The organism is Kitasatospora sp. NPDC001225, assembly GCF_053597855.1.
This window is the reverse complement of record NZ_JBSFJC010000018.1, coordinates 1-20,836: the sequence shown is the minus strand read 5'-3', so window position 1 is coordinate 20,836 and position 20,836 is coordinate 1. Positions and strand designations below refer to the sequence as shown.

The following is a 20,836-nucleotide window of genomic DNA, read 5'->3' as shown; positions in this document are numbered from 1 at the left end:
GACCGGTCCGACTCGGACACGCGTCCGAGCGCGGGCGTCACGCACGGCACACCGCCCCCGCGACCACCAGGCTGACACGCCCGGGCGCGCCGGAGAAGAGCGCCCCGCCGGGGCACCGGGCGCTCGCCTCCGCGCCGGGCGGCGGGAAAGGCGCGGGGCCGGCTCCGGAAGCTCCGGAACCGGCCCCGCGGGAGTGTGAGGGGACTACGGTCGCTCGCCGCGCTCGTAGCGGCTCACGACCTCCTCGGTGGGTCCGTCCATGACCAGCTCGCCGGCCTCGATCCATATGGTCCGCTCGCAGACCTCGCGGATCGAGTTGTTGTCGTGGCTGACCAGGAAGACCGTACCGGCGGACTTGCGCAGCTCGTCGATCCGCCGCTTGCTGCGCTGCTGGAAGGCCTGGTCGCCGGTGGCGAGGGCCTCGTCGATCAGCAGCACGTCGTGGGTCTTCGCGGCGGCGATCGAGAAGCGCAGCCGGGCGCCCATGCCGGAGGAGTAGGTGCGCATCGGCAGGGAGATGAAGTCGCCCTTGTCGTTGATGCCGGAGAACTCGACGATGTCCTGGTAGCGGGCCCTCACCTGGGCCGGGGTCATGCCCATGGCCAGGCAGCCGAGGACGACGTTGCGCTCACCGGTGAGCTCGTTCATCAGCGCGGCGTTGACGCCCAGCAGCGAGGGCTGGCCGTTGGTGTAGATGCCGCCCTTCTCGGTCGGCAGCAGGCCGGCGATGGCGGCCAGCATGGTCGACTTGCCGGAGCCGTTGGAGCCGATCAGCCCGATCGCCTCGCCCTTGTACGCGGTGAAGCTGATGCCCTTGACCGCGTGCACCTCGCGCACGCCGGAGGCGCGCTTGCGGCTGATGATGCGGCTCAGCGCCGAGGTGGCGCTGCCCTTGCCGGAGCCGGCGCCGTGCACCTTGTAGACGATGTGCACGTCGTCGACGACGACGGTGGGCTCGCGGGCGACGTCCGCGTCCGTGACGGTGTCGTTGTTGCTCAGGTCGATGTCAGCCACGGCCGTACTCCTCCTCGGCCTTCCAGAAGAAGACGTATCCGACGACGAACATGCCCACGCCCCAGGCCAGGCCGTACGCCCACTGGTGCGGCGGGAGGGTCTGGTGCACCGGCTGGTGCGGGTTGTAGATGACCGGCGCGAAGGCGTGCCGCAGCAGGTCCATGTAGATCGACGCCGGGTTGAGCGACATCAGCGTCTGGATGTAGTGCGGCCAGTGCGTGATCTTGTCCTGGATGCTGAACATCACACCGGACAGGAACATCCAGGCGCGCATCACGAACGGGATCAGCTGGGAGATGTCGCTGGTCCGGGAGCCGAGCCGGGCCATCACCAGGGAGATGCCGGTGTTGAAGAGCGTCTGCAGGAGCAGCGCCGGGATGATCAGCAGCCAGGTCCGGCCCGGGGTGATGCCGGCGGCGAGCACGGTGACGACCAGGACGACCATCGAGATCAGCAGCTGCTGGAGCTGGATCACGGTGAAGGCGATCGGGAGGCTGGCCCGGGGGAAGTGCAGCGCCCGGATCAGCCCGAGGTTGTCGGAGATCGCCCGGGTGCCGGCCTGCACCGCGTTCTGGGTGAACTGGAAGACGAAGACGCCGATGCACAGCCAGGCGATGTAGGTGTTGTCCGGGAAGCCCTGCTTGCTCGCCAGGATCACGCCGAAGACCAGGTAGAACACCGCGCAGTTGAGCAGCGGGGTCACCACCTGCCACAGCTGGCCGAGCTTGGCGTTGGTGTACTGGGCCACCAGGCGGGCGGTGGCGAAGGCCCAGATGAAGTGGCGCCGGGCCCAGAGCTGCTTGGAGTAGGCGAACAGGCCGGGACGGGCGCCGCTCACCGCCAGACCGTACTTGTCCGCAAGCTGCTTGGGGGTCAGGCCCGCGTCCGCCCCCCTGGGGGCCGAGAGGCTGACGGGTTCACTCACTGTCGACACATTCGTCCTTCACGCGGGATCGGTCGGGGCGGCCGGTCGGCGGGGTCCGCCGGTCGTGCGCCGATGGGGATCCACTGGGATCTCGGGGGAGCCGGCCGGTGTGTGGGCACCGGCCGCAGCGATCGATCATCCGATGCGGATGCCATCAGATGTGATCAGATGATCGGAGGTCGGCCCAGCCTGGTCAGTCGCCAGACGGTACGCCACCGCATGGGCCGCCGCGCACCGCAGGGTTCGCGCCAGCCCGCCCGGAACCCGCCCCACCAGGCCTTCAGCGCCTCCGGGGAGGGGCGGCGGGCCAGGGTCAGCAGGAACCAGGTTCCCAGATAGAGAGGCACCAACAGGGCCGGAAGGTTCCGCCTCGCGAGCCAGACCCGGTTGCGGGCCACGTTGTGGAAGTAGCTCGCGTGGCGGGCGGGCGAGGTCGTGGGGTGATGCAGCACCACGTCCGCCCGGTAGTCGATGGCCCACCCGGCGTCCAGCGCGCGCCACGCGAGGTCGGTCTCCTCGTGGGCGTAGAAGAACTCGGCGGGCAGCTGCCCGGCCTGCTCGAACACCTTGCAGCGCACCGCGCTCGCGCCGCCCAGGAAGGTCGTCACCCGGGACGAGCGCAGCGGGTCGCTGGCGCGCAGCCGGGGGACGTGCCGGCGCTGGGTGACACCGGTGTCCGGGTCGGCGATCCGGAAGGAGACGATGCCCAGCTCCGGGTCGGCGGTGAAGGCCTCACGCAGCAGGCGGGCCGAGTCGGTGCGCGGCAGGTTCCCGTCGTCGTCCAGGAAGAGGACGGCGTCGACCTCCGCGCCGTCCCGGCCGAACAGCTCGATGCCGACGTTGCGCCCGCCCGGGATGCCCAGGTTCTCCGGCAGCTCGACGGTGCGCACGCCCTCCGGCAGCGGGGGCAGCTCCACGCCCTGGCCGACCACGGCCAGCTCGACCGCCGGGCCCTCCTGGGCGCGGACGGCCTCGATCAGGGCGTTGAGCTCGGCGGGCCGGTTGCCCATGGTGATGATCACGGCACCGAGGCGGAAGTCCTCCGCCGTGCCCGGCGCGCTCATCGCAGCCTGCTGGAGAGGACGATGCTCAGCAGGTGCAGCACGGTCTGGAGCATCGCGATCGCGGCCAGGACGACCACCGCGAGCCGGGTGAAGAGCAGTCCGCCGTGCACGGCGTCGGCGACGCCGGCGGCCAGGATGAGCAGCGAGGCCTCGACCGCGCCGACCAGGCGGTGGAACTTCAGGAAGGAGGCCGCCCGACGGGCCTTGGCGACGGAGGCCGAACGCGGCACCGAGGCGCTGTCCTCGACGGCCGTCAGGCCGCTGCGGGCGCGGGCCACGTCCACCAGGTCGGTCTCGGACTTGATCAGGATCGCGCCGAGCGCGGCCAGGGTGCCGAGGAAGGCCCACTCCCAGTGCGACCCGGTGCCCTCGCGGTGCAGCAGGTCGGTGGCGCGCAGGCCGAGGCCGGTCAGCAGCGCCGCCTCGGACATGTAGTGGCCGACCCGGTCCAGGTAGACGCCGGTGAGCGAGGTCTGCCGGCGCCAGCGGGCCACCTCGCCGTCCACGCAGTCCAGCAGCAGGTAGACCTGGATCAGCAGGGCGCCCAGGACGGCGCCCGCGATGCCCGGCAGGACCAGCGCGGCACCGGCCAGGATGCCGGTGACCATCATCAGGTACGTCAGACCGTTGGGCGTGATCGCCGTCACGGTGGAGAGCACCCGGGTGATCCGCAGCGAGATCTTCCGCATGTACAGGCGACCGGCCCAGTGCTCGGCACTGCGGCGCTGGAGCATGCCCTCCGGGTGGATCACCGCGCGCAGTTCCTCGATCGAGGGCCGGCGGGTCAGGTCCACCGGGGGCCGTTCGGCGCCCGCGGTGGAGGGGTCAGCTGTTGACGGCTTGGACATAGTCGGCGTACGCGTCCCTGATTGCGGAAGGGGAGAGGTCGAGGTGTTCGAGGATGGTGAAGCGCCCCGGTCGGGTGTTCGGAGCGTAGTGCACCGCTTCGGTGAACTCCGCCTCGGTGAAGCCGATCTGAGCCGCGGTCACCGGCAGTCCGTGGCTCGCCAGGCGCTCCACGATCAGACCGGTCAGCTCGCGCTCGCCCCGCAGGAAGCTGGCGAAGGCGGCGCCGAGGCCGACCTGCTCGCCGTGCTGGGCGGACCGCTTGGGATACAGCACGTCCAGGGCATGCGAGATCTCGTGGCAGGCACCCGACGAGGGCCGGGTGCTGCCCGCGATGTTCATCGCGATGCCGGACAGTACCAGGGCCTCGGCGAGCGCCGTCAGGAGGTCCTGGTCCTGGGTGCTCCCCGGGTGCCGCAGCAGGTTCTCGCCCGCCGAGCGGGCCATCGCCACGGCCAGACCGTCCACCGGCTCGCCGGTCACCGCGTGCGACAGCTCCCAGTCCGCGCACGCGGAGATGTTGGAGACGACGTCGCCCACGCCGGCCGCCACGAAGCGCTGCGGGGCCTGCCGGATCACGTCCAGGTCGACCACGATGCCGATCGGGCTGGGCACCCCGTAGGAGCCGCGGCCGGCGTCGTTGTCCAGGGTGGAGACCGGCGAGCAGATGCCGTCGTGGGCCAGGTTGGTGGCGACCGCGACCAGCGGCAGGCCGACCCGGGCCGCGGCGTACTTGGCGGCGTCGATGATCTTGCCGCCGCCGAGGCCGACCATCGCGTCGTAGTGGCCGCCGCGCATCGCCTCGGCCAGCCGCACCGCGCTGTCCAGGCTGCCGTCGTCCACGTTGTACCAGTCGGCGCCGGGCAGGGCCGGCTCCAGGCGGCGGCGCATGGCCGAGCCGGAGCCGTTGCTGATCGCGACCGCGATCCGGCCCGAGGCCGACAGCCGCTGGTCCGCGAGGATGCCGCCGAGCGCGTCCAGCGCGCCCGGGCGGATCTCGACGAACAGCGGCGACGGGACCAGTCGGGTCAGTACCGGCACGCGATCTCCCGCGCCTTCGCCAGGTCGTCGTGGTTGTCGACCTCGACCCAGGAGACCTCGCCGATCGGCTGGACGTCGATCCGCAGGCCGCGGTTCACCATCTCCTGGTAGCCGTCCTCGTAGTACAGCTGCGGGTCGCGCTCGTAGGTGGCGCGCAGCGCGTCGGTCAGGTCGGCGGCGGCGGACGGGTTGATCACCGTGAGGCCGATGTACTCGCCGCTCGCCTCGGCCGGCTCCATCAGCTTGGTGATCCGGCGCATGCCGGTGGCCGGGTCGACGACGACCTTCATCTCCTCGTCGGCGAGCTTCTTCACCGTGTCGAGGGCGAGCAGGATGCCGGGGGCGGCGCCGGCGTCGGTCAGGCGCCGGTTGCCCTCCAGCATGGTGCGCTGGACGGAGGCCGGGTGGACGGTGTCGCCGTTGGCGAGCAGCAGGCCCTCGGCGAACAGGTCGCGGGCGCACCAGAGCGAGTAGGCGTTGTTCCACTCCTCGGCCTTGTCGTTCTCGACGAGGTGGAGCTTGACGCCGTACTTGCTCTCCAGGGCGTCCTTGCGGTCGTACACCGCCTCCTTGCGGTAGCCGACGACGATCGCGGCATCGCGCAGATCGACCTCGGCGAAGTTGCCGAGCGTGAGGTCCAGGACGGTCCGTTCCCCGTCGACCGGCACCAGCGCCTTGGGCAGGGTGTCGGTGTACGGGCGCAGCCGGCGGCCGGCGCCGGCTGCCAGAACGAGGCCGATCATGCGGGTCTCCTGATCCGTCGTGCTGTGCGCGGGGCCGTGCCGGGGGCGGCGGCGCCACCGGGACCCCCGGTCCGGTGTTCGACCGGGCCGGGCGGCGGCGCGCCGGTGCCGGCACAGATCCGGGCACCGTGTCGTATGTGATGGTAGGCGACCGGGGCCACCGGCCAGAACGCGCCCGCCCTGCCCGGGGGCGGCGGACGGGCGGCCGCGGAGGGCCCGTCGAACGGCCGTCGGGCCGCCCGGGGGCCGCACCGGATCCGCCCGGGCGCCGTCGGCGGGACGGTGCGGGGAGGCCGTGAGGAGGCGCCGGACCGGTCGAACGGGCTCCGAACGCGCGCCGAACGGTTCTGCGAATTCTGTGACTCTTACGAGGGCATCCCGGACCCTTCTCTGGACGGTTTCCGACTCCTCCGGGTCATGATCCGCCCGGTTGTGCGTGGGACCCCTGCCGACCGCCACCCATACGGCAGACTGGATGCCGACGCCGGCGCCGGTGCCCCCGCTGTGTCCGCCGCACTCCGCCCGGTGTGTCGGAGACACCCGATGCTCCCGTTGCTCCCGCTCCCGAAAGAGGCCCCATGCCCCAGAGTCTTCCGACCGATCCCACGCACTTCGCGGCCGAGATCGACACCGGTCTCGACGTGGAGACCGATGTGACGGTCGACCCCCGGGCCACCGGGTCCGCCCCCGTCGGAACCGAGATCCTGCTGGAACTGGTCGACGACGCGGGCGTCACGATCGGCACCGGCGAGAAGCTCTGGGCCCACCAGCAGCCGGGCCGGCTGCACCGGGCCTTCTCGGTCTTCCTGTTCGACCGCCAGGGCCGGCTGCTGCTCCAGCGCCGGGCCCTCGGCAAGTACCACTCCCCCGGCGTCTGGTCGAACACCTGCTGCGGCCACCCGTACCCGGACGAGCCGCCGTTCGTCGCCGCCGCCCGGCGCACCGCCGAGGAGCTAGGTGTCGCACCGGCGCTGCTGTGCGAGGCGGGCACCGTCCGCTACGACCTGCCGGACGAGGCGTCCGGGCTGATCGAGCGGGAGTGGAACCACCTGTTCGTGGGACTGGTCACCGCGCCGGTCGAGCCCGACCCGGAGGAGGTGGACGACTTCGCCTTCGTGACCGCGCAGGAGCTGCGCGAGCTGCGGGCGGAGCGGCCGTTCTCGGTCTGGTTCGAGACGGTCTTCGAGGCCGCGCTGCCGGGCATCCGGGAGATCGCCGGGCGGGACTGGTAGTCCGCCCGCCCCGGCCGGTGGTCCGGCCGTCCCGACCGGCGGTCCGGAGGTGTCGGCCGTCGGTCCGGCGTCCGGCCCGGCCGGTCAGTGGTCGGGCCCCGGGGGAACGGGCAGCGAGGCCCAGATGACCTTGCCGCCCTCCCCCGTGTCTTCGACGTCGCACACCCCACCGGCCTGCAGGGTGACGCTCTTCACCAGCAGCAGGCCGCGCCCGCCGGTGCGTCCGGTGTCGTTCTCCAGCGCCTTCGGCCGGTACGGGTCCCCGTCCTCGACCGACACCCGCACCCAGGCCCGGCGCAGCGACAGCTCGGTGACCACCTCGGGCGACAGCTCGGCGGCGTGCGTCACCGCGTTGCTCACCAGCTCCGAGACGATCAGCAGCAGGTCGTCCACCAGCTCCTGGTAGCGCACCCCGGTCATGCCCTGGGCCAGCAGGCGGTCGCGCACCGCGTGCCGGGTGAGCGGCACCGAGGCCTCGGTGGCGGGCACCGGGAAGCGCCACACGCCCTCGGTGGGGCCCGCGGAGGCCGTGGCCCCGACCGGGCCCTCCCCCCGCCTGCCGCGTCTCGGTTCGGCCTTCGCCGCTCCGCTGATCTGCTCCACGTCCAGCCGCCCTTCGTCCGCGACCCGGGAATCAGGCGATCCGCTTCATGGCGCCCTCGGTCCACAGAGGCTAGGAGAGCCGTCGCGGCGGGTGCGGCACCGTCGACAAGTTGCCCGTGTCGGACCGCTTCCGGCCGCAACCGACCGCGGGCGGTGCGGGAGTCGACCGGTTCCTTCGCGGACCCCACCGGTTCGGGCCGGATTCGAGCGCGTTCACAGGCCGTACCAACCTGTGCGGGCGGTGCGCCGCGGCCCCGTGCCCCCGGAGCGGCCCGACCAGGATGTCGGTCGACGCGGCCCCGAGGAAGCGCAGGTGAGAAGCACTCCAGAACCCTGGTAATGTTCTCTCTGTCGCCGAGGGGGCGAGGAAAAAGCCCCCGAAGCACACACCCAGTCCGGGTGGCGGAATGGCAGACGCGCTAGCTTGAGGTGCTAGTGCCCTTTATCGGGCGTGGGGGTTCAAGTCCCCCCTCGGACACAGCCGAAATTCCCCGTGGAGGCCGAAAGGCTTCCACGGGGAATTTCGTTTTTCGGGCCGCCCCTTTCCCCCGGGCCGGCCCCGGTCGCCGTCCCTGGCCACCGCCCTCCCTGGCGCTGTGGCGTCCGTCTCCTCGCCGGTCCGCATCGGCCCGGACGCCGGACACGAGATGGCAACAATCGGATGGTTTGAGCTTCCTCTGAGGTTTTCGCCCCTTTTTGGACCTTAGGCTGCTCTCCGTTTGTCCGAAATACCGACGCAAAATCGCAAAAACACCGACACCACCCGATGAACCACGAGCGAGAGGACCGATACGTTGAGTGAGCCCGAATCGTCGACGGCATCACACCAGAACTACCGCCGATCGCTCGGAACGATCAGCCTGACCGCGGTCGGGCTGGGGTCGATCATCGGCTCCGGGTGGCTGTTCGGTGCCGAGCGGGCCGCCAAGCTCGCCGGACCCGCCTCGATCCTCGCCTGGGTGATCGGTGCCGCGGTGGCGCTGACCATCGCGCTCACCTACAGCGAGCTGGGCTCGATGTTCCCCAAGGCCGGCGGCATGGTCCGGTACGGCCAGTACTCGCACGGCTCGCTGGCCGGCTACCTGGCGGCCTGGGCCAACTGGATCGCCATCGTCTCGGTCATCCCGGGTGAGGCCACCGCCTCCGTGCAGTACATGAGCTCCTGGCACTTCGGCTGGGCGCAGGGGTTGTACGACGGCAAGGAGCTGACCCTCAGCGGCGTGGCGCTGGCCAGCGTGCTGCTGCTCGTCTACTTCGCCCTCAACTGGTTCGCGATCACGCTGTTCGCCAAGACCAACACCGCGATCACCGTCTTCAAGGTCGTCGTCCCGACGGTGACCGCCGGTGCGCTGCTCTTCGCGCACTTCGACTCGGCGCACTTCACCGACCACGGCGGCTTCGCGCCGAACGGCTGGAGCTCGGTGTTCACCGCCGTCGCGGTCTCCGGCATCGTCTGGGCCTTCAACGGCTTCCAGTCCCCGCTGAACCTGGCCGGCGAGGCCAAGAACCCCGGCAAGTCGCTGCCGAAGGCCGTCATCGGCTCGATCCTGATCGCCCTGGTGATCTACGTCGCGCTCCAGATCGCCTTCCTCGGCGCCATCCCGGGCGGCGACCTGGCGAACGGCTGGAGCAACCTCTCCTACACCTCGCCGCTGGCCGACCTGGCCATCGCCTGGGGCCTCAACTGGCTCGCGATCACGCTCTACGCGGACGCCTTCATCTCCCCCTCCGGCACCGGCATGATCTACGCAGCCACCACCTCGCGCATGATCCACGGCGTGCAGGAGAACGGCCACCTGCCGAAGATCTTCGGCAGGGTCGACGCCAAGACCGGCATCCCGCGCCCGGCGCTGGTGCTCAACCTGGTGGTCGCGTTCATGTTCCTCGCGGTCTTCCGCGGCTGGGGCTCGCTGGCCGAGATCGTCTCGGTGGCCACCGTGATCTCGTACATCACCGGCCCGGTCGCCGTGATGGCGCTGCGCCGCCTGGCCCCCGAACTGCCGCGGCCGGTCCGGCTGCGCGCCATGCCGGTGATCGCCCCGATCGCGATGATCTTCGGCTCGCTGGTGCTCTACTGGGCCCGCTGGCCGCTCACCGGCAAGGTCATCCTGCTGATGGCCGCCGGTCTGCCGATCTGGGCCTGGTACGAGCTGCGCAAGCCGTTCGCCGTGCTGAAGCCGCACCTGAAGGCGGGCGCCTGGATGGTCGCGTACCTGTTCGTGATGGCCGGCGTCTCCTGGGCGGGCAGCGCCGACTTCGGCGGGCACGGCTACCTGCCGGAGGGCTGGGACCTGCTGATCGTCGCCGCGATCGGGCTGGCGTTCTACTACTGGGGCGTCGCCAGCGCCTGGGCCAACCCCTCGCTGGCCGCGGTCCGCGAGGAGATGCTGGAGGCCGAGGGCGCCGAGGCGGCGGAGCCGTCCCGGGTCTGATCCTCGTCACACGGTGAAGGGCCGGTCGGATTCCTCCGACCGGCCCTTCGGCGTCTCTCGCGGGAGTGTGCGTTCCGTCGCCGTGTGCGCGGTGCGTTCCGTTGGCGCGTGCGTGGAGCGCTCCGTTGGCGCGTGCGCGGTGCACCTCGTTCCCGCGTGCGCGGTGCGCTTCGTTCCCGGTGTGCATCCATTCTGCCGTGGGCGGCACCCCCGGGTCACCGTCTTCGGGGATGATCTTCGTCGCGTTCTCCGCGCCTAGCGTGGTGGCGGGCGGTCCTCGGCAGGAGGGCCCGGCTACAGGGAGCGTCGTCGACGTGACGGAAGCACAGCGGTACGGTCAGGATCCGGTCCTCGCGCGGGAGCTGGTCGCGATGATGGCCGAGGACGGCGCGGCCGCCCGGCTGGCGAACAGCCCCGACCTGGCCGAGCAGGCGGCCTGGCGGCGGCTGACCGCCCGGCACGGGGACCGGCTCGCGGAGATCATGGCGGCGCACGGCTGGCCGACCGAGCGCGCCGTCGGCCCCGAGGCCGCCCGAGCGGCGTGGCTGGTGGCGCAGCACGCGGACCGGCAGCTCGACGTCCAGCGGCGGGCGGCGGCACTGATGGGCGAGGCCGTCGCCCGGGGTGAGGCGGGCGCCCGCGACCTGGCCTTCCTCCAGGACCGGCTGGCGGTCAACGAGGGCCGGGAGCAGCGCTACGGGACGCAGATCGGCGCGGTGGCGGACGGCCGCCCGGTGCCGTGGCCGTGCGAGGAGCCGGAGCGGCTGGACGAGCGGCGCGCGGAGGTGGGCATCGAGCCGTTCGACGAGTACACCGCGCGGTTCGCTCCGAAGTAACCGTCAGGTCCGCCGGTCGGGATTGACTCTTGCGCGCGGCCACCCGGGCCGCATTGACTGACCTTCGGCTAGCGCTGCTAGTTGAAGGGCGGACGAGAGGACGATCGGTGCGGCAGTACGCGGAGTACAGCGACCAGTACATCGACGGCGAGTGGCGGCCCTCCGGGGACGCCGGGTCGATCACCGTACTGAACCCGGCGACCGAACAGGTGCTGGCCACCGTGCCGGCCGGCGGCACGACCGACGTCGACACGGCGGTGACGGCGGCCCGCCGGGCGGCCCGCGCCTGGGGCACGACCACCCCCGAGGAGCGGCTGGCGCTGCTGACCCGGCTGCGGGACGGGATCGCCGCCGCGCAGAACGAGATCACCGAGACGGTCGTCGCCGAGCTGGGCTCCCCGGTCGGCTTCGCCGGCGCCGTGCACGCCGGGCTGCCGCTCGCCGTGGCGACCTCCTACCTGACCCTCCTTGCCGAGCACCCCTTCGAGGAGCGGATCGGCAACTCGGTGGTGCACGCCGAGCCGGCCGGGGTGGTCGCGGCGATCACGCCGTGGAACTACCCGCTGCACCAGATCGTCGCCAAGACCGTCCCGGCCCTGGCGGCCGGCTGCCCGGTGGTCCTCAAGCCGGCCGAGGACACCCCGCTGGTGGCCCGGCTGTTCGCCCGGCTGGTGCACGCGGCCGGGTTCCCGGCGGGCGTCTTCAACCTGGTGACCGGCACCGGGGCGGTGGCGGGCGCGGCGCTCGTCGGGCACCGGGACGTGGACCTGGTCTCGTTCACCGGTTCCACCGCCGTCGGCCGGCAGGTCGCCGAGACGGCCGGCCGGGGGCTGAAGCGGGTCTCCCTGGAGCTGGGCGGCAAGTCGGCCAACGTGGTGCTGCCCGGCGCCGACCTGGCCCGGGCGGTCAAGGCGAACGTCGCCAACGTCTTCGCCAACTCGGGCCAGACCTGCAACGCGCTGACCCGCCTGCTGGTGCACGAGGACCAGTACGAGGAGGCGGTCGCCCGGGCCGAGGAGGTCGCCGCCCGGTACCGGCCGGGCGACCCGACCGACCCGCAGACCCGGATCGGCCCGCTGGTCAACGCCAGGCAGCTGGCCCAGGTGCGCGGCTACATCGACGGCGCGCTGGCCGAGGGCGCCCGGCTGGTCGTCGGCGGCTCGGAGCCGGTCACCGAACCCGCCACCGGCTACTACGTCCGCCCGACCGTGCTCGCCGACGTGACCCCGGAGATGACGGTGGCCCAGGAGGAGGTCTTCGGCCCGGTCCTGGCGATCCTCCGCTACCGCGACGAGGACCACGCCGCCGAACTCGCCAACGGCACCCCGTACGGTCTGGCCGGCGGCGTCTGGGCCCGCGACACCGACACCGCCGCCGCCTTCGCCCGCCGCCTCGACACCGGCCAGGTGGACCTCAACGGCGGCCGCTTCAACCCGCTCGCGCCCTTCGGCGGCTACAAGAGCTCCGGCCTCGGCCGGGAGCTGGGCCGGCACGGGCTGGAGGAGTTCCTCCAGTACAAGTCCCTGCAGTACTAGCGGATCCGGTGCACGGGGCGGGGCGGGGCGGGGCCGACGAACGGCTGACGGCTGACGGCTGACGGCTGACGGCTGACAACGTTCAGCGAACAGATGACAGATTTCGAAATCTGTCATCTGTTCGCCGTTCGCCGTCAGACCAGGTCGACGCCCGGGTAGAGCGGGTACGGGGCGAGCAGGTCGGCGGCGCGCTTGGCGGTGGCGTCGCGGAGGGCGGCGTCCAGGGTGTACGCGGCCTTGGACGGGGAGCCCTTGGCCGTGGTGACGGGGGCGGTGGCGCGCAGGACGGTGTGGATCAGGTCGGCGATCTCGTCCATCTCGGCGGTGCCGAGGCCGCGGGTGGTGAGGGCCGGGGTGCCGAGGCGGACGCCCGAGGTGTACCAGGCGCCGTTCGGGTCCTGCGGGACGGAGTTGCGGTTGGTGACGATGCCCGAGTCGAGCAGCGCCGCCTCCGCCTGGCGGCCGGTCAGGCCGTAGCCGGAGACGTCGGCGAGGACCAGGTGGTTGTCGGTGCCGCCGGTGACCAGCTTCCCGCCGCGGCGCAGCAGGCCCTCGGCGAGCGCCTGGGCGTTGGCGACGACGGCGCGGGCGTAGGCCTGGAACTCGGGGCGGCGGGCCTCGGCGAGGGCTACCGCCTTGGCGGCCATCACGTGGGAGAGCGGGCCGCCGAGCACCAGCGGGCAGCCGCGGTCGACGTGCTCGGCCAGTTCGGACTGGCACAGCACCATGCCGCCGCGCGGGCCGCGCAGGGACTTGTGGGTGGTGGTGGTGACGATGTGGGCGTGCGGGACCGGGTCGTGGTCGCCGGTCAGCACCTTGCCCGCGACCAGGCCGGCGAAGTGCGCCATGTCGACCATGAGGGTCGCGCCGACTTCGTCCGCGATCTCGCGCATCCGGCGGAAGTCCACCAGCCGCGGGTAGGCGGAGTAGCCGGCCACGATGATCAGCGGGCGGAACTCGCGGGCGGTCTCGCGCAGCGCGTCGTAGTCGATCAGGCCGGTGGCCGGGTCGGTGCCGTAGCTGCGCTGCTCGAACATCTTGCCCGAGATGTTGGGCCGGAAGCCGTGGGTGAGGTGGCCGCCGGTGTCCAGGGACATGCCGAGCATCCGCTGGTTGCCGAGCTCCTGGCGCAACCGCGCCCAGTCCTCCTCGGTGAGGTCGTTGACGTTGCGCACCGCGGCGCGCTCCAGCGCCGGGCTCTCGACCCGCTGGGAGAGGACGGCCCAGAACGCGGTGAGGTTGGCGTCGATGCCGGAGTGCGGCTGGACGTAGGCGTGGTCGGCGCCGAACAGCTCACGGGCGTGCTCGGCGGCGATGCCCTCGACGGTGTCGACGTTGCGGCAGCCCGCGTAGAAGCGGCGGCCGACGGTGCCCTCGGCGTACTTGTCGCTGAGCCAGTTGCCCATCGTGAGCAGGACGGCCGGGGAGGCGTAGTTCTCGCTGGCGATGAGCTTGAGCGAGCCGCGCTGGTCCGCCAGCTCCTGTCCGATCGCGGCGGCGATCCGCGGTTCGACGCCGGCGACCACGTCGAGGGCGCTGCGGAAGGCGGTGTCGGCCGCGGCGGAGGCGGCGGTGTGGGGCTGCTGGGCCATGGCGGTCTCCTGGTGGGGATGCGGGGGCCCAGGCGCTCGGCAAGTTCACGTGAGGATTCACGGGGCCGCTTCCCGATGGTTGATTCCATCCCTACGCGCCAGTTGCGGCCCACCGGGATCGTACCAACACCGGAGGGACTGTGGCGGAGGTCTCAGAATGCGGAACGGGCAGTCCGTTTCAGCATGGTATGTCCGTTCTTTTGCAACGCGAGTGTTTCAGCGAAATGAAGCCGCCACATTTCCCGAAACAGTTCGAAAGGAATGACCCGAACGTCCGCCAAAGGTGATTTGCGGAACCTCGGACGCATCCGATCAAATGGCGCTCGAACAGCCGCCGGGAAACCCCCGGAGGCCGTACCGGAAATACACACCAGCGCACCCTCACCCATGGGGCGGCGGAGAATTCGGGGGTTACGCCTCATGGCAGTGGTCGACACCGTCCCAGGCACCGCGGCCGGGCCCGTGCCCGCCGCCGACCCCGGCCCGCTCCGCCGGATCCTGCGGGACCGGGTCGGCGCCTCCGCCCTGGCGGTGGTGGTGCTGTTCCTGCTGCTCGCCCTCGGCGCCCCGCTGGTCGCCGCGCTGTACGGGAAGAACCCGGTCGACCACTACGGCCAGAACGCTCCGGGCCTGCTCAGCGACAGCGGCCTGCCGATGCTGCCGAACGGCGGCATCTCCGGGGACTTCTGGTTCGGCCTGGAGCCCGGCCTCGGCCGGGACGTGTTCACCCAGCTGCTGTACGGCATCCGCACCTCGCTGCTGATCGCCTTCGCGGCCGCCGTGGTGACCACCACGCTGGGCGTGCTGGTCGGCGTCGCGGTCGGCTACCTCGGCGGGATCACCGACCGGTTGTTCGGATTCCTCGCCAATGTACTGCTGGCCTTTCCCACGCTGCTCCTGCTGCTCGCGCTCAGCCCGGTGATCCAGTCCCGGCTGGTCGACCCGGGCACCGCGGAACCGGAGTGGATGCAGTTCCTGGTGCTGATCCTGGTTTTCTCGGCGTTCGGCTGGATTCCGCTCGCGCTTTCCCTGCGGGCCACCGTCCGCTCGCTCCGGGAAAGGGATTTCGTGCAGTCCGCGCGGGCCCAGGGCGCGAGCCGATTCCATGTCGTCGTCCACGAACTCCTGCCGAATGTGCGCTCGCAGCTGCTGGTGCACGCCACCATGGCGGTGCCGACCTTCGTCGCCTCCGAGGCCGCGCTGTCCTTCCTCGGCGTCGGCGTCACCGAGCCGGTCCCGGACTGGGGGCGGATGATCGCGCGCGGCTCCGAGGTCTTCCAGGCCGACCCCACCTACATGGTGTTCCCCGGCGTGGCGCTGCTGCTGTTCGTCATCGCCTTCAACCTGCTCGGCGACGCCGTCCGGGACGCGCTGGACCCACGCGCCGGCACCGCCCGCTGAGGCCCCTCGGCCCTCCCGAGGCCCCTTCTTCTCGCCGCTCCCAAGACCCTTCCCCCCTCCCCACCATCACCCGAGCCCGCCCCGGCACGACCGCCGGGGCAAGGAGAGATTCGCCATGCGCTGGACCAGACCGTCCCTCGCCGTCATCGCCACCGCCCTGCTGGCGACCTCCTGCTCGGCCGGCGCGGGCAGCACCACCGGCTCCGGCGGCGCCGGGGCCTCCGCCAAGGAGACCTCCCCGCTGACCGCCGTGCTCGGCAGCGAGCAGGAGAGCGCCGGCCCCGCCCCGGCCGTCCCGGGCGCCCGTGCGGGCGGCACCGTGAACGTGTACAACAGCGTCGAGTTCCGCCACCTCGACCCGCAGAAGGTCTACGCGGGTGCCGCCTACAACGCCTCGCTGCTCTGGGGCCGCCAGCTGACCCAGTACCAGGTCGTGGACGGCAAGGCCAAGCTGGTCGGCGACCTGGCCACCGACACCGGCACCCCGGCCGACGGCGGGCGCACCTGGACGTACAAGCTCAAGCAGGGCGTCGCCTGGGAGGACGGGCAGCCGATCACCGCCCAGGACGTCAAGTACGGCATCGAGCGCACCTTCGGCAAGGGCTACGAGGTCGGCCCGCCGTACTGGCCGCAGTGGCTCACGGGCGAGGCCAGCTACGAGGCGGCGCGCACCAAGTACGCGGGCCCGCAGGCCGGCGACCTCGACGCGATCGAGACGCCGGACGAGCGCACCCTCGTCTTCCACTTCCCGCAGCCGCAGGCCGACGTCCCGTACATGGCCGCGCAGTCCTCCTCCTCCCCGGTGCGCCGGGACAAGGACACCGGGACGGACTACGACCGCCTGCCGTTCGCGACCGGCCCGTACAAGATCGTCGAGCACGTCCAGAACACCCGCATGGTGCTGGAGCGCAACCCGGCCTGGAAGCCCGAGACGGACCCGATCCGCAGCCAGTACCCGGAGAAGTTCGTCTTCACGTACGGCAAGGAGGCGCTCAACCTCAACCAGGAGATCCTCTCCGGGCGGGACGGCGGCGCCAACGCCACCACCGCGGCCGACACCCTCTCCGCCGAGCTGTACCAGACCACCGACACCGACCCGAAGGCCAAGGAGCTGGTGGTCTCCGGCCGGCAGGGTGCCTTCGTCACCCAGCTGATGATCAACAACCAGCGGGTGTCGGACGTCGAGGTCCGCAAGGCGCTGCACCTGGCCTACCCGCGCCAGCAGGCCCGCCAGGTCCAGGGCGGCGCCCGGACCGGCGAACTGGCCACCACGCTCAGCTCGCCCGCGCTGATCGACTGGCAGAAGTACGACCTCTACCCGGTCAAGCCCGAGGGCGACCCGGAGGCCGCCAAGGCCCAGCTCGCCAAGGCCAAGCAGGCGCCCGGCAGCCTGACCTACGCGTACCGGAACACCCCGACCGGGCAGCGCGTCGCCCAGGTGCTGGTCGAGGGCTTCGGCAAGGCGGGCATCACCGTCGTGCCCAAGCCGATCGACCCCAAGGCCTTCCTGGACGAGGTGCACCGCGACGGCGCCCCGTACGACCTGTTCGAGGAGACCAGCTCGGTCGACTGGCCGACCCCGTCCACCCTGATCCCGTTCTCCTTCGACGGCCGGGCCGGCAGCGACATCAACTCCGCGCTCTACCGCAACCCGGAGGTCGACAAGGAGATCGACCGGATCAACCAGATCGGCGAGCCGCGCGCCAAGGCCAAGGAGCTGTACGCGCTGGAGCAGACCGTGATGAAGGACGTGCCGGTGCTGCCGTTCGCCTACCCCACGGTCAACCAGCTGCGCGGCAGCAACGTCGGCGGGGCGTTCATCCACCCGATCTACGGGACCGTCTCGCTGGCCTGGCTGTACCTGAAGTCCTGAGCCGACCGGGGCCCGCTCCCGCCGCCCGTGCGCGGTGGCGGGGCGGGCCCCGGTTCCGCCTCCGGATCCGGTTCCGGCCCCCGGTCCTGTCTCCCCGGCTCCGGCCCCCGGTTCCGCCTCAGTCCCGCACACGTCCGTTTCGCACGCCTCCCCCGTCACGTCGACCCCGGATCGGCCATGCTCTCCTTCGTCCTGCGGCGGACCGCCCAGGCCCTCGCGGTCCTGGTCGCGGTCTCCGCCGCCGCCTTCGCCCTCTTCTACGCCGCGCCCGCCGACCCGGCCCGCGCCGCCTGCGGCCCGCGCTGCGACAGCGGGCAGGTCGCGGCGGTGCGCCAGAGCATGGGCCTGGACCAGCCGCTGCTCACCCAGTACACCGACTACCTGGCCGGGGTCGTCGCCGGGCGGGACATCGGCGACGTGGACGGCTCGACCATCCACTGCGACGCCCCCTGCCTCGGCTACTCCTACCGGCTGCACCAGCCGGTCAGCGAGGCCCTCGCCGACCACCTGCCGGTCACCCTCTCGCTGACCGCCGGGGCGCTCGCCGTCCTGCTGGTGTTCGGCCTCGGCACCGGGTTCGTCTCCGCGCTGCGGCACGGTCGGCGGACCGACCGGCTGCTGTCCGGCTTCACCCTGGTCGGCGCCAGCCTGCAGATCTACTTCCTCGGGTACGTCGCGCAGTGGCTGCTGGTCTACTCCACCGGGCTGCTGCCGCTGCCCTCCTACACCCCGCCGGCCGACGACCTGGCCGCCTGGGCGGGCGGGATGCTGCTCCCCTGGTTCGTCCTCGGCTTCGTCAACTCCGCGGTGTTCGCCCGGCTTTCGCGCTCGCAGCTGCTGGAGACGATGAACGAGGAGTACGTCCGCACGGCCCGCGGCAAGGGCCTGGGACGGCTGCGCGCCCACCTCAAGTACACCTCGCGCGGCGCCGCCGGACCGCTGGTGCAGCTGATCGGGCTGGAGGCCGGGGTGCTGCTCGGCGGAGCCGTGATCACCGAGACGGTGTTCGGGCTGAACGGGGTCGGGCGGTTCGCCGCCGAGGCCGTCGCCGGGCAGGACCTGCCCGCCGTGGTCGGCGCGGTGCTGCTGGCCGCCTGCTTCATGGTGCTGTTCGTCGCGCTGGCCGACCTCGCGGTCGCCTGGCTCGACCCGCGTGTCCGGCTGAACTGATGGGGAGCCCTTCGATGAATTCCACTGTTCCGGGGGCCGGCGTGCGGACCGCAGAGGTGGAGAGCACGGCGACGGAGACCGTCGAGCCGGTGCTGAGCGTCCGCGATCTGACCGTCTCCTTCGCCAACCCGCGCGGCGGTGCGCCGGTGACCGCCGTCCAGGACCTCTCCTTCGACCTCGCCCCGGGTGAAGTCCTGGGCCTGGTCGGTGAGTCGGGCTCCGGCAAGTCGACCGTCGGGCTCGCCGTCCTCGGCCTGCACGACCCGCGCACCACCACCGTCACCGGCTCGATCCGGCTCGACGGGCAGGAGGTCGTCGGCACCGAGGAGTCCGCGCTGCGCGGGGTGCGGGGCGGAAAGGCGGCGCTGGTCTTCCAGGACGCGCTCACCTCGCTCAGCCCCTTCCACGGCGTGGGCGCCCAGCTCGCCGAGATGTACCGGCTGCACCACCCGGGCACGGGCCGGGCCGAGGCGGGCCGGCGGGCGGCCGAGATGCTCGACCGGGTCGGCATCCCGACGGCCCGGACGCGCGACTACCCGCACCAGTTCTCCGGCGGCATGCGCCAGCGCGTGATGATCGCGATGGCGCTGATGAACGACCCCAGGCTGCTCATCGCGGACGAGCCGACCACCGCCCTGGACGCCCGCGTCCAGCGGCAGGTCCTCGACCTGCTCGGCGAGTTGCAGCGCGAGCACGGGACGGCGGTGCTGCTGGTCAGCCACGACCTGGGCGTGGTCGCCGGGACGACGGACCGCACGCTGGTGCTGCGCGGCGGGGTCGAGGTCGAGTCCGCGCCGACCGCCGAACTGCTGGCCGCACCGCGCGAGCCGTACACCCGGGCGCTGGTGGGCGCGGCGCTCCGGCTGGACTCGGTGCCGGGCACCGCCCTGCCGACGGTCGACGAACCGGCCCCGTCGCGGACGTTCCGGCCGCGGACCGTCGAGCGCCCCGAGCGGTGGCTGGTCGAGGTGGACGACCTGTCCGTGCGCTTCCCCGGGCGCCGGCGCTTCCCCGGCCTGCGGGCCGAACCGGTCCGGGCGGTCGAGGGCGTCGGCCTGCGGATCGCGCCCGGCGAGACGCTCGGGCTGGTCGGCGAGTCCGGCTCCGGCAAGTCCACCACCTCACGGGTCCTGGCCGGGCTGCAACGCCCCACCGGCGGAAGGGTGCTGTACGACGGCCAGGACGTCACCCGACCGGACCGGGAGCTGCGGAAGCGGCTCAGCCGGGAGATCCAGCTGGTCTTCCAGGACCCGTACGCCTCGCTCAACCCGCGCCGGACCGTCGCCCAGACCCTGGACACCCCGCTGCGCCTGCACACCCCGCTGGACCAGGCCGAACGGCGGGAGCGCTCCGCCGAGTTGCTGGAGCAGGTCGGCCTGGAGGCCCGGCACCTGGACCGCTACCCGCACGAGTTCTCCGGCGGGCAGCGCCAGCGGATCGGCATCGCCCGCGCGCTGGCCCCGCAGCCACGCCTGATCATCGCCGACGAGCCGGTCTCCGCGCTCGACGTGTCGGTGCAGGCCCAGGTGCTCAACCTGCTGATGGAGCTGCGCGAACGGCTCGGTGTCGCCTTCCTGTTCGTCTCCCACGACCTCGCGGTGGTCCGGCACTTCTGCGACCGGGTGGCGGTGATGCACCGGGGACGGCTGGTCGAGTCCACCGACCGGGACCAGCTGTTCGCGGCGCCGCACACCGAGTACACGAGGGAGCTGCTGGCGGCGGTGCACTGAGATGACCGATGATCATCGAGGCCCGGCGGGTGAAGCAGCAGGTCGTTCGGCTGCGCCGGTCCGGTTCGAGGCGCTAGCGTGCAGGCGATGTGACGTAGGAGACCCGGGCAAGGAATCACCAATCGAGGGGGCACTTTTGTCGGACGACCTGCTCATCGCAAAGATCAATCACGGCTTCGATCACCTCGACGCCGACGGCGACGGGCTGCTCACCGAGCGGGACCACGTCCTGATGGGCCTCTCGGTGGCCCGCTCGCTCGGCCACCAGGAGGGCTCCGAGGCGGAGGCCGTGATAGTCCGGGCCTACCTGACGACCTGGCACGACCTGCACCTCGCCCGGCTGCCCGCCGGCACCGAAGCGATCACCCGGCAGCAGTTCGTCGCCTCGACCGGCTCGCTCGCCGACGACCCGGAGGCCGCCCAGGAGATCCTCGGCGCGCTCGCCGGGGCCTTCCTCTCCGTCGCCGACGCCGACCGCAGCGGCACGGTGGACGCCGGCGAGTTCTTCGTCTTCCAGCGCGGCCACTTCGCCGGCCTGTCCCGCGACGACGCCGACGAGGCCTTCCGCCACCTCGACACCGACGGCGACGGCGTGCTCTCCGCGGCCGAGTTCACCAACGCGATCATCGAGTTCTGGACCAGCCGCGACCCGGACGCGCCCGGCAACTGGTGGACGGGCAAACCGCCGTACGCCTTCTGAGCCGTACGTCCTCGGTGGTCCGCCCCCGCGATCACGCCAGTGGACGAAGTGCGGGGACGGATCGCCCCAGAGGGAGGCGTCGCTGAGCGGACAGCGGTC

The 20,836-nt window shown here is 72.0% G+C and carries 17 protein-coding genes, 1 tRNA gene and 1 riboswitch; of the genes, 10 read left to right on the top strand and 8 right to left on the bottom strand.

What is annotated here, in order from left to right:
* Nucleotides 1-204 precede the first annotated feature (204 nt).
* The 6 genes from ACWDCZ_RS08760 to ACWDCZ_RS08735 all read right to left on the bottom strand — a co-directional run bounded on the left by ACWDCZ_RS08760 (nt 205) and on the right by ACWDCZ_RS08735 (nt 5,633).
* Nucleotides 205-1,014 carry an ABC transporter ATP-binding protein gene (locus tag ACWDCZ_RS08760; protein ID WP_234348229.1) on the bottom strand — a complete coding sequence of 270 codons (810 nt, stop codon included), beginning with the start codon at nt 1,012-1,014 and terminating at the stop codon, nt 205-207.
* Complete coding sequence (locus ACWDCZ_RS08755) at nt 1,007-1,948, bottom strand: ABC transporter permease (RefSeq protein ID WP_049649806.1); 942 nt, start codon at nt 1,946-1,948, stop codon at nt 1,007-1,009. Before ACWDCZ_RS08755 ends, ACWDCZ_RS08760 begins: the two co-directional genes overlap by 8 nt.
* Nucleotides 1,949-2,103: 155 nt before the next feature.
* Complete coding sequence (locus ACWDCZ_RS08750) at nt 2,104-3,003, bottom strand: glycosyltransferase family 2 protein (RefSeq protein ID WP_049649807.1); 900 nt, start codon at nt 3,001-3,003, stop codon at nt 2,104-2,106.
* The gene (locus tag ACWDCZ_RS08745; protein WP_049649827.1) at nt 3,000-3,737 is read right to left on the bottom strand and encodes a CDP-alcohol phosphatidyltransferase family protein; all 738 of its coding nucleotides are present in this window, start codon (nt 3,735-3,737) and stop codon (nt 3,000-3,002) included. The genes ACWDCZ_RS08750 and ACWDCZ_RS08745 overlap by 4 nt, the downstream gene beginning before the upstream one ends.
* A 91-nt stretch (nt 3,738-3,828) precedes the next feature.
* The gene (locus ACWDCZ_RS08740) at nt 3,829-4,890 is read right to left on the bottom strand and encodes an iron-containing alcohol dehydrogenase family protein (RefSeq protein ID WP_049649808.1); all 1,062 of its coding nucleotides are present in this window, start codon (nt 4,888-4,890) and stop codon (nt 3,829-3,831) included.
* Complete coding sequence (locus ACWDCZ_RS08735) at nt 4,878-5,633, bottom strand: phosphocholine cytidylyltransferase family protein (RefSeq protein ID WP_449815572.1); 756 nt, start codon at nt 5,631-5,633, stop codon at nt 4,878-4,880. Before ACWDCZ_RS08735 ends, ACWDCZ_RS08740 begins: the two co-directional genes overlap by 13 nt.
* A 578-nt stretch (nt 5,634-6,211) precedes the next feature.
* On the opposite strand from ACWDCZ_RS08735, the gene idi reads away from it, so the two are divergent.
* Complete coding sequence (idi, locus tag ACWDCZ_RS08730) at nt 6,212-6,865, top strand: isopentenyl-diphosphate Delta-isomerase (protein ID WP_449815571.1); 654 nt, start codon at nt 6,212-6,214, stop codon at nt 6,863-6,865.
* A gap of 84 nt (nt 6,866-6,949) precedes the next feature.
* On the opposite strand, the gene ACWDCZ_RS08725 is transcribed toward idi, so the two are convergent.
* On the bottom strand, nt 6,950-7,468 hold the full coding sequence (locus ACWDCZ_RS08725) for an ATP-binding protein (RefSeq protein WP_369808266.1): 519 nt from the start codon (nt 7,466-7,468) through the stop codon (nt 6,950-6,952).
* A 393-nt stretch (nt 7,469-7,861) separates the two neighbouring features.
* Here ACWDCZ_RS08725 and ACWDCZ_RS08720 point away from each other — a divergent pair.
* The 4 genes from ACWDCZ_RS08720 to ACWDCZ_RS08705 all read left to right on the top strand — a co-directional run bounded on the left by ACWDCZ_RS08720 (nt 7,862) and on the right by ACWDCZ_RS08705 (nt 12,271).
* Nucleotides 7,862-7,946: transfer RNA gene (locus ACWDCZ_RS08720), tRNA-Leu, on the top strand.
* Nucleotides 7,947-8,262: 316 nt separating this feature from the next.
* Complete coding sequence (locus ACWDCZ_RS08715) at nt 8,263-9,900, top strand: APC family permease (protein WP_074004361.1); 1,638 nt, start codon at nt 8,263-8,265, stop codon at nt 9,898-9,900.
* 371 nt (nt 9,901-10,271) lie between these two features.
* Nucleotides 10,272-10,736, top strand: coding sequence for a DUF6624 domain-containing protein (locus tag ACWDCZ_RS08710; RefSeq protein WP_074004455.1), 465 nt, complete (start codon nt 10,272-10,274; stop codon nt 10,734-10,736).
* A gap of 107 nt (nt 10,737-10,843) precedes the next feature.
* Nucleotides 10,844-12,271, top strand: a complete 1,428-nt coding sequence (locus ACWDCZ_RS08705; RefSeq protein ID WP_074004360.1) for an aldehyde dehydrogenase family protein — start codon at nt 10,844-10,846, stop codon at nt 12,269-12,271.
* 134 nt (nt 12,272-12,405) lie between these two features.
* Here the strand turns inward: ACWDCZ_RS08705 and ACWDCZ_RS08700 are convergent, their stop codons facing one another.
* Nucleotides 12,406-13,863, bottom strand: a complete 1,458-nt coding sequence (locus tag ACWDCZ_RS08700) for a glycine hydroxymethyltransferase (protein WP_449815570.1) — start codon at nt 13,861-13,863, stop codon at nt 12,406-12,408.
* A 19-nt stretch (nt 13,864-13,882) separates the two neighbouring features.
* Nucleotides 13,883-13,979, bottom strand: a riboswitch (ZMP/ZTP riboswitch).
* 304 nt (nt 13,980-14,283) lie between these two features.
* On the opposite strand from ACWDCZ_RS08700, the gene ACWDCZ_RS08695 reads away from it, so the two are divergent.
* From ACWDCZ_RS08695 to ACWDCZ_RS08675, 5 genes are all read left to right on the top strand, one after another.
* The gene (locus tag ACWDCZ_RS08695; protein WP_049649813.1) at nt 14,284-15,264 is read left to right on the top strand and encodes an ABC transporter permease; all 981 of its coding nucleotides are present in this window, start codon (nt 14,284-14,286) and stop codon (nt 15,262-15,264) included.
* Between the two features lie 115 nt (nt 15,265-15,379).
* A complete protein-coding gene (locus tag ACWDCZ_RS08690; RefSeq protein ID WP_449815569.1) occupies nt 15,380-17,137 on the top strand; it encodes an ABC transporter substrate-binding protein in 1,758 nt (585 codons plus the stop codon).
* Nucleotides 17,138-17,314: 177 nt separating this feature from the next.
* Nucleotides 17,315-18,307, top strand: coding sequence for an ABC transporter permease (locus ACWDCZ_RS08685; RefSeq protein ID WP_049649815.1), 993 nt, complete (start codon nt 17,315-17,317; stop codon nt 18,305-18,307).
* A gap of 14 nt (nt 18,308-18,321) precedes the next feature.
* The gene (locus ACWDCZ_RS08680; protein WP_449815568.1) at nt 18,322-20,037 is read left to right on the top strand and encodes a dipeptide ABC transporter ATP-binding protein; all 1,716 of its coding nucleotides are present in this window, start codon (nt 18,322-18,324) and stop codon (nt 20,035-20,037) included.
* 136 nt (nt 20,038-20,173) lie between these two features.
* Nucleotides 20,174-20,737: an EF-hand domain-containing protein gene (locus ACWDCZ_RS08675; RefSeq protein WP_449815567.1), complete on the top strand. Its 564-nt coding sequence runs from the start codon at nt 20,174-20,176 to the stop codon at nt 20,735-20,737.
* The last annotated feature ends 99 nt before the right edge of the window (nt 20,738-20,836 follow it).

Coding starts and splice junctions, on each gene's coding strand:
- ACWDCZ_RS08690 (WP_449815569.1), top strand. CDS start 15,380: ATGCGCTGGACCAGACCGTCCCTCGCCGTCATCGCCACCGCCCTGCTG.
- ACWDCZ_RS08695 (WP_049649813.1), top strand. CDS start 14,284: ATGGCAGTGGTCGACACCGTCCCAGGCACCGCGGCCGGGCCCGTGCCC.
- ACWDCZ_RS08735 (WP_449815572.1), bottom strand. CDS start 5,633: ATGATCGGCCTCGTTCTGGCAGCCGGCGCCGGCCGCCGGCTGCGCCCG.
- ACWDCZ_RS08745 (WP_049649827.1), bottom strand. CDS start 3,737: ATGCTCCAGCGCCGCAGTGCCGAGCACTGGGCCGGTCGCCTGTACATG.
- ACWDCZ_RS08710 (WP_074004455.1), top strand. CDS start 10,272: ATGATGGCCGAGGACGGCGCGGCCGCCCGGCTGGCGAACAGCCCCGAC.
- ACWDCZ_RS08685 (WP_049649815.1), top strand. CDS start 17,315: ATGCTCTCCTTCGTCCTGCGGCGGACCGCCCAGGCCCTCGCGGTCCTG.
- ACWDCZ_RS08700 (WP_449815570.1), bottom strand. CDS start 13,863: ATGGCCCAGCAGCCCCACACCGCCGCCTCCGCCGCGGCCGACACCGCC.
- idi (WP_449815571.1), top strand. CDS start 6,212: ATGCCCCAGAGTCTTCCGACCGATCCCACGCACTTCGCGGCCGAGATC.
- ACWDCZ_RS08680 (WP_449815568.1), top strand. CDS start 18,322: ATGAATTCCACTGTTCCGGGGGCCGGCGTGCGGACCGCAGAGGTGGAG.
- ACWDCZ_RS08750 (WP_049649807.1), bottom strand. CDS start 3,003: ATGAGCGCGCCGGGCACGGCGGAGGACTTCCGCCTCGGTGCCGTGATC.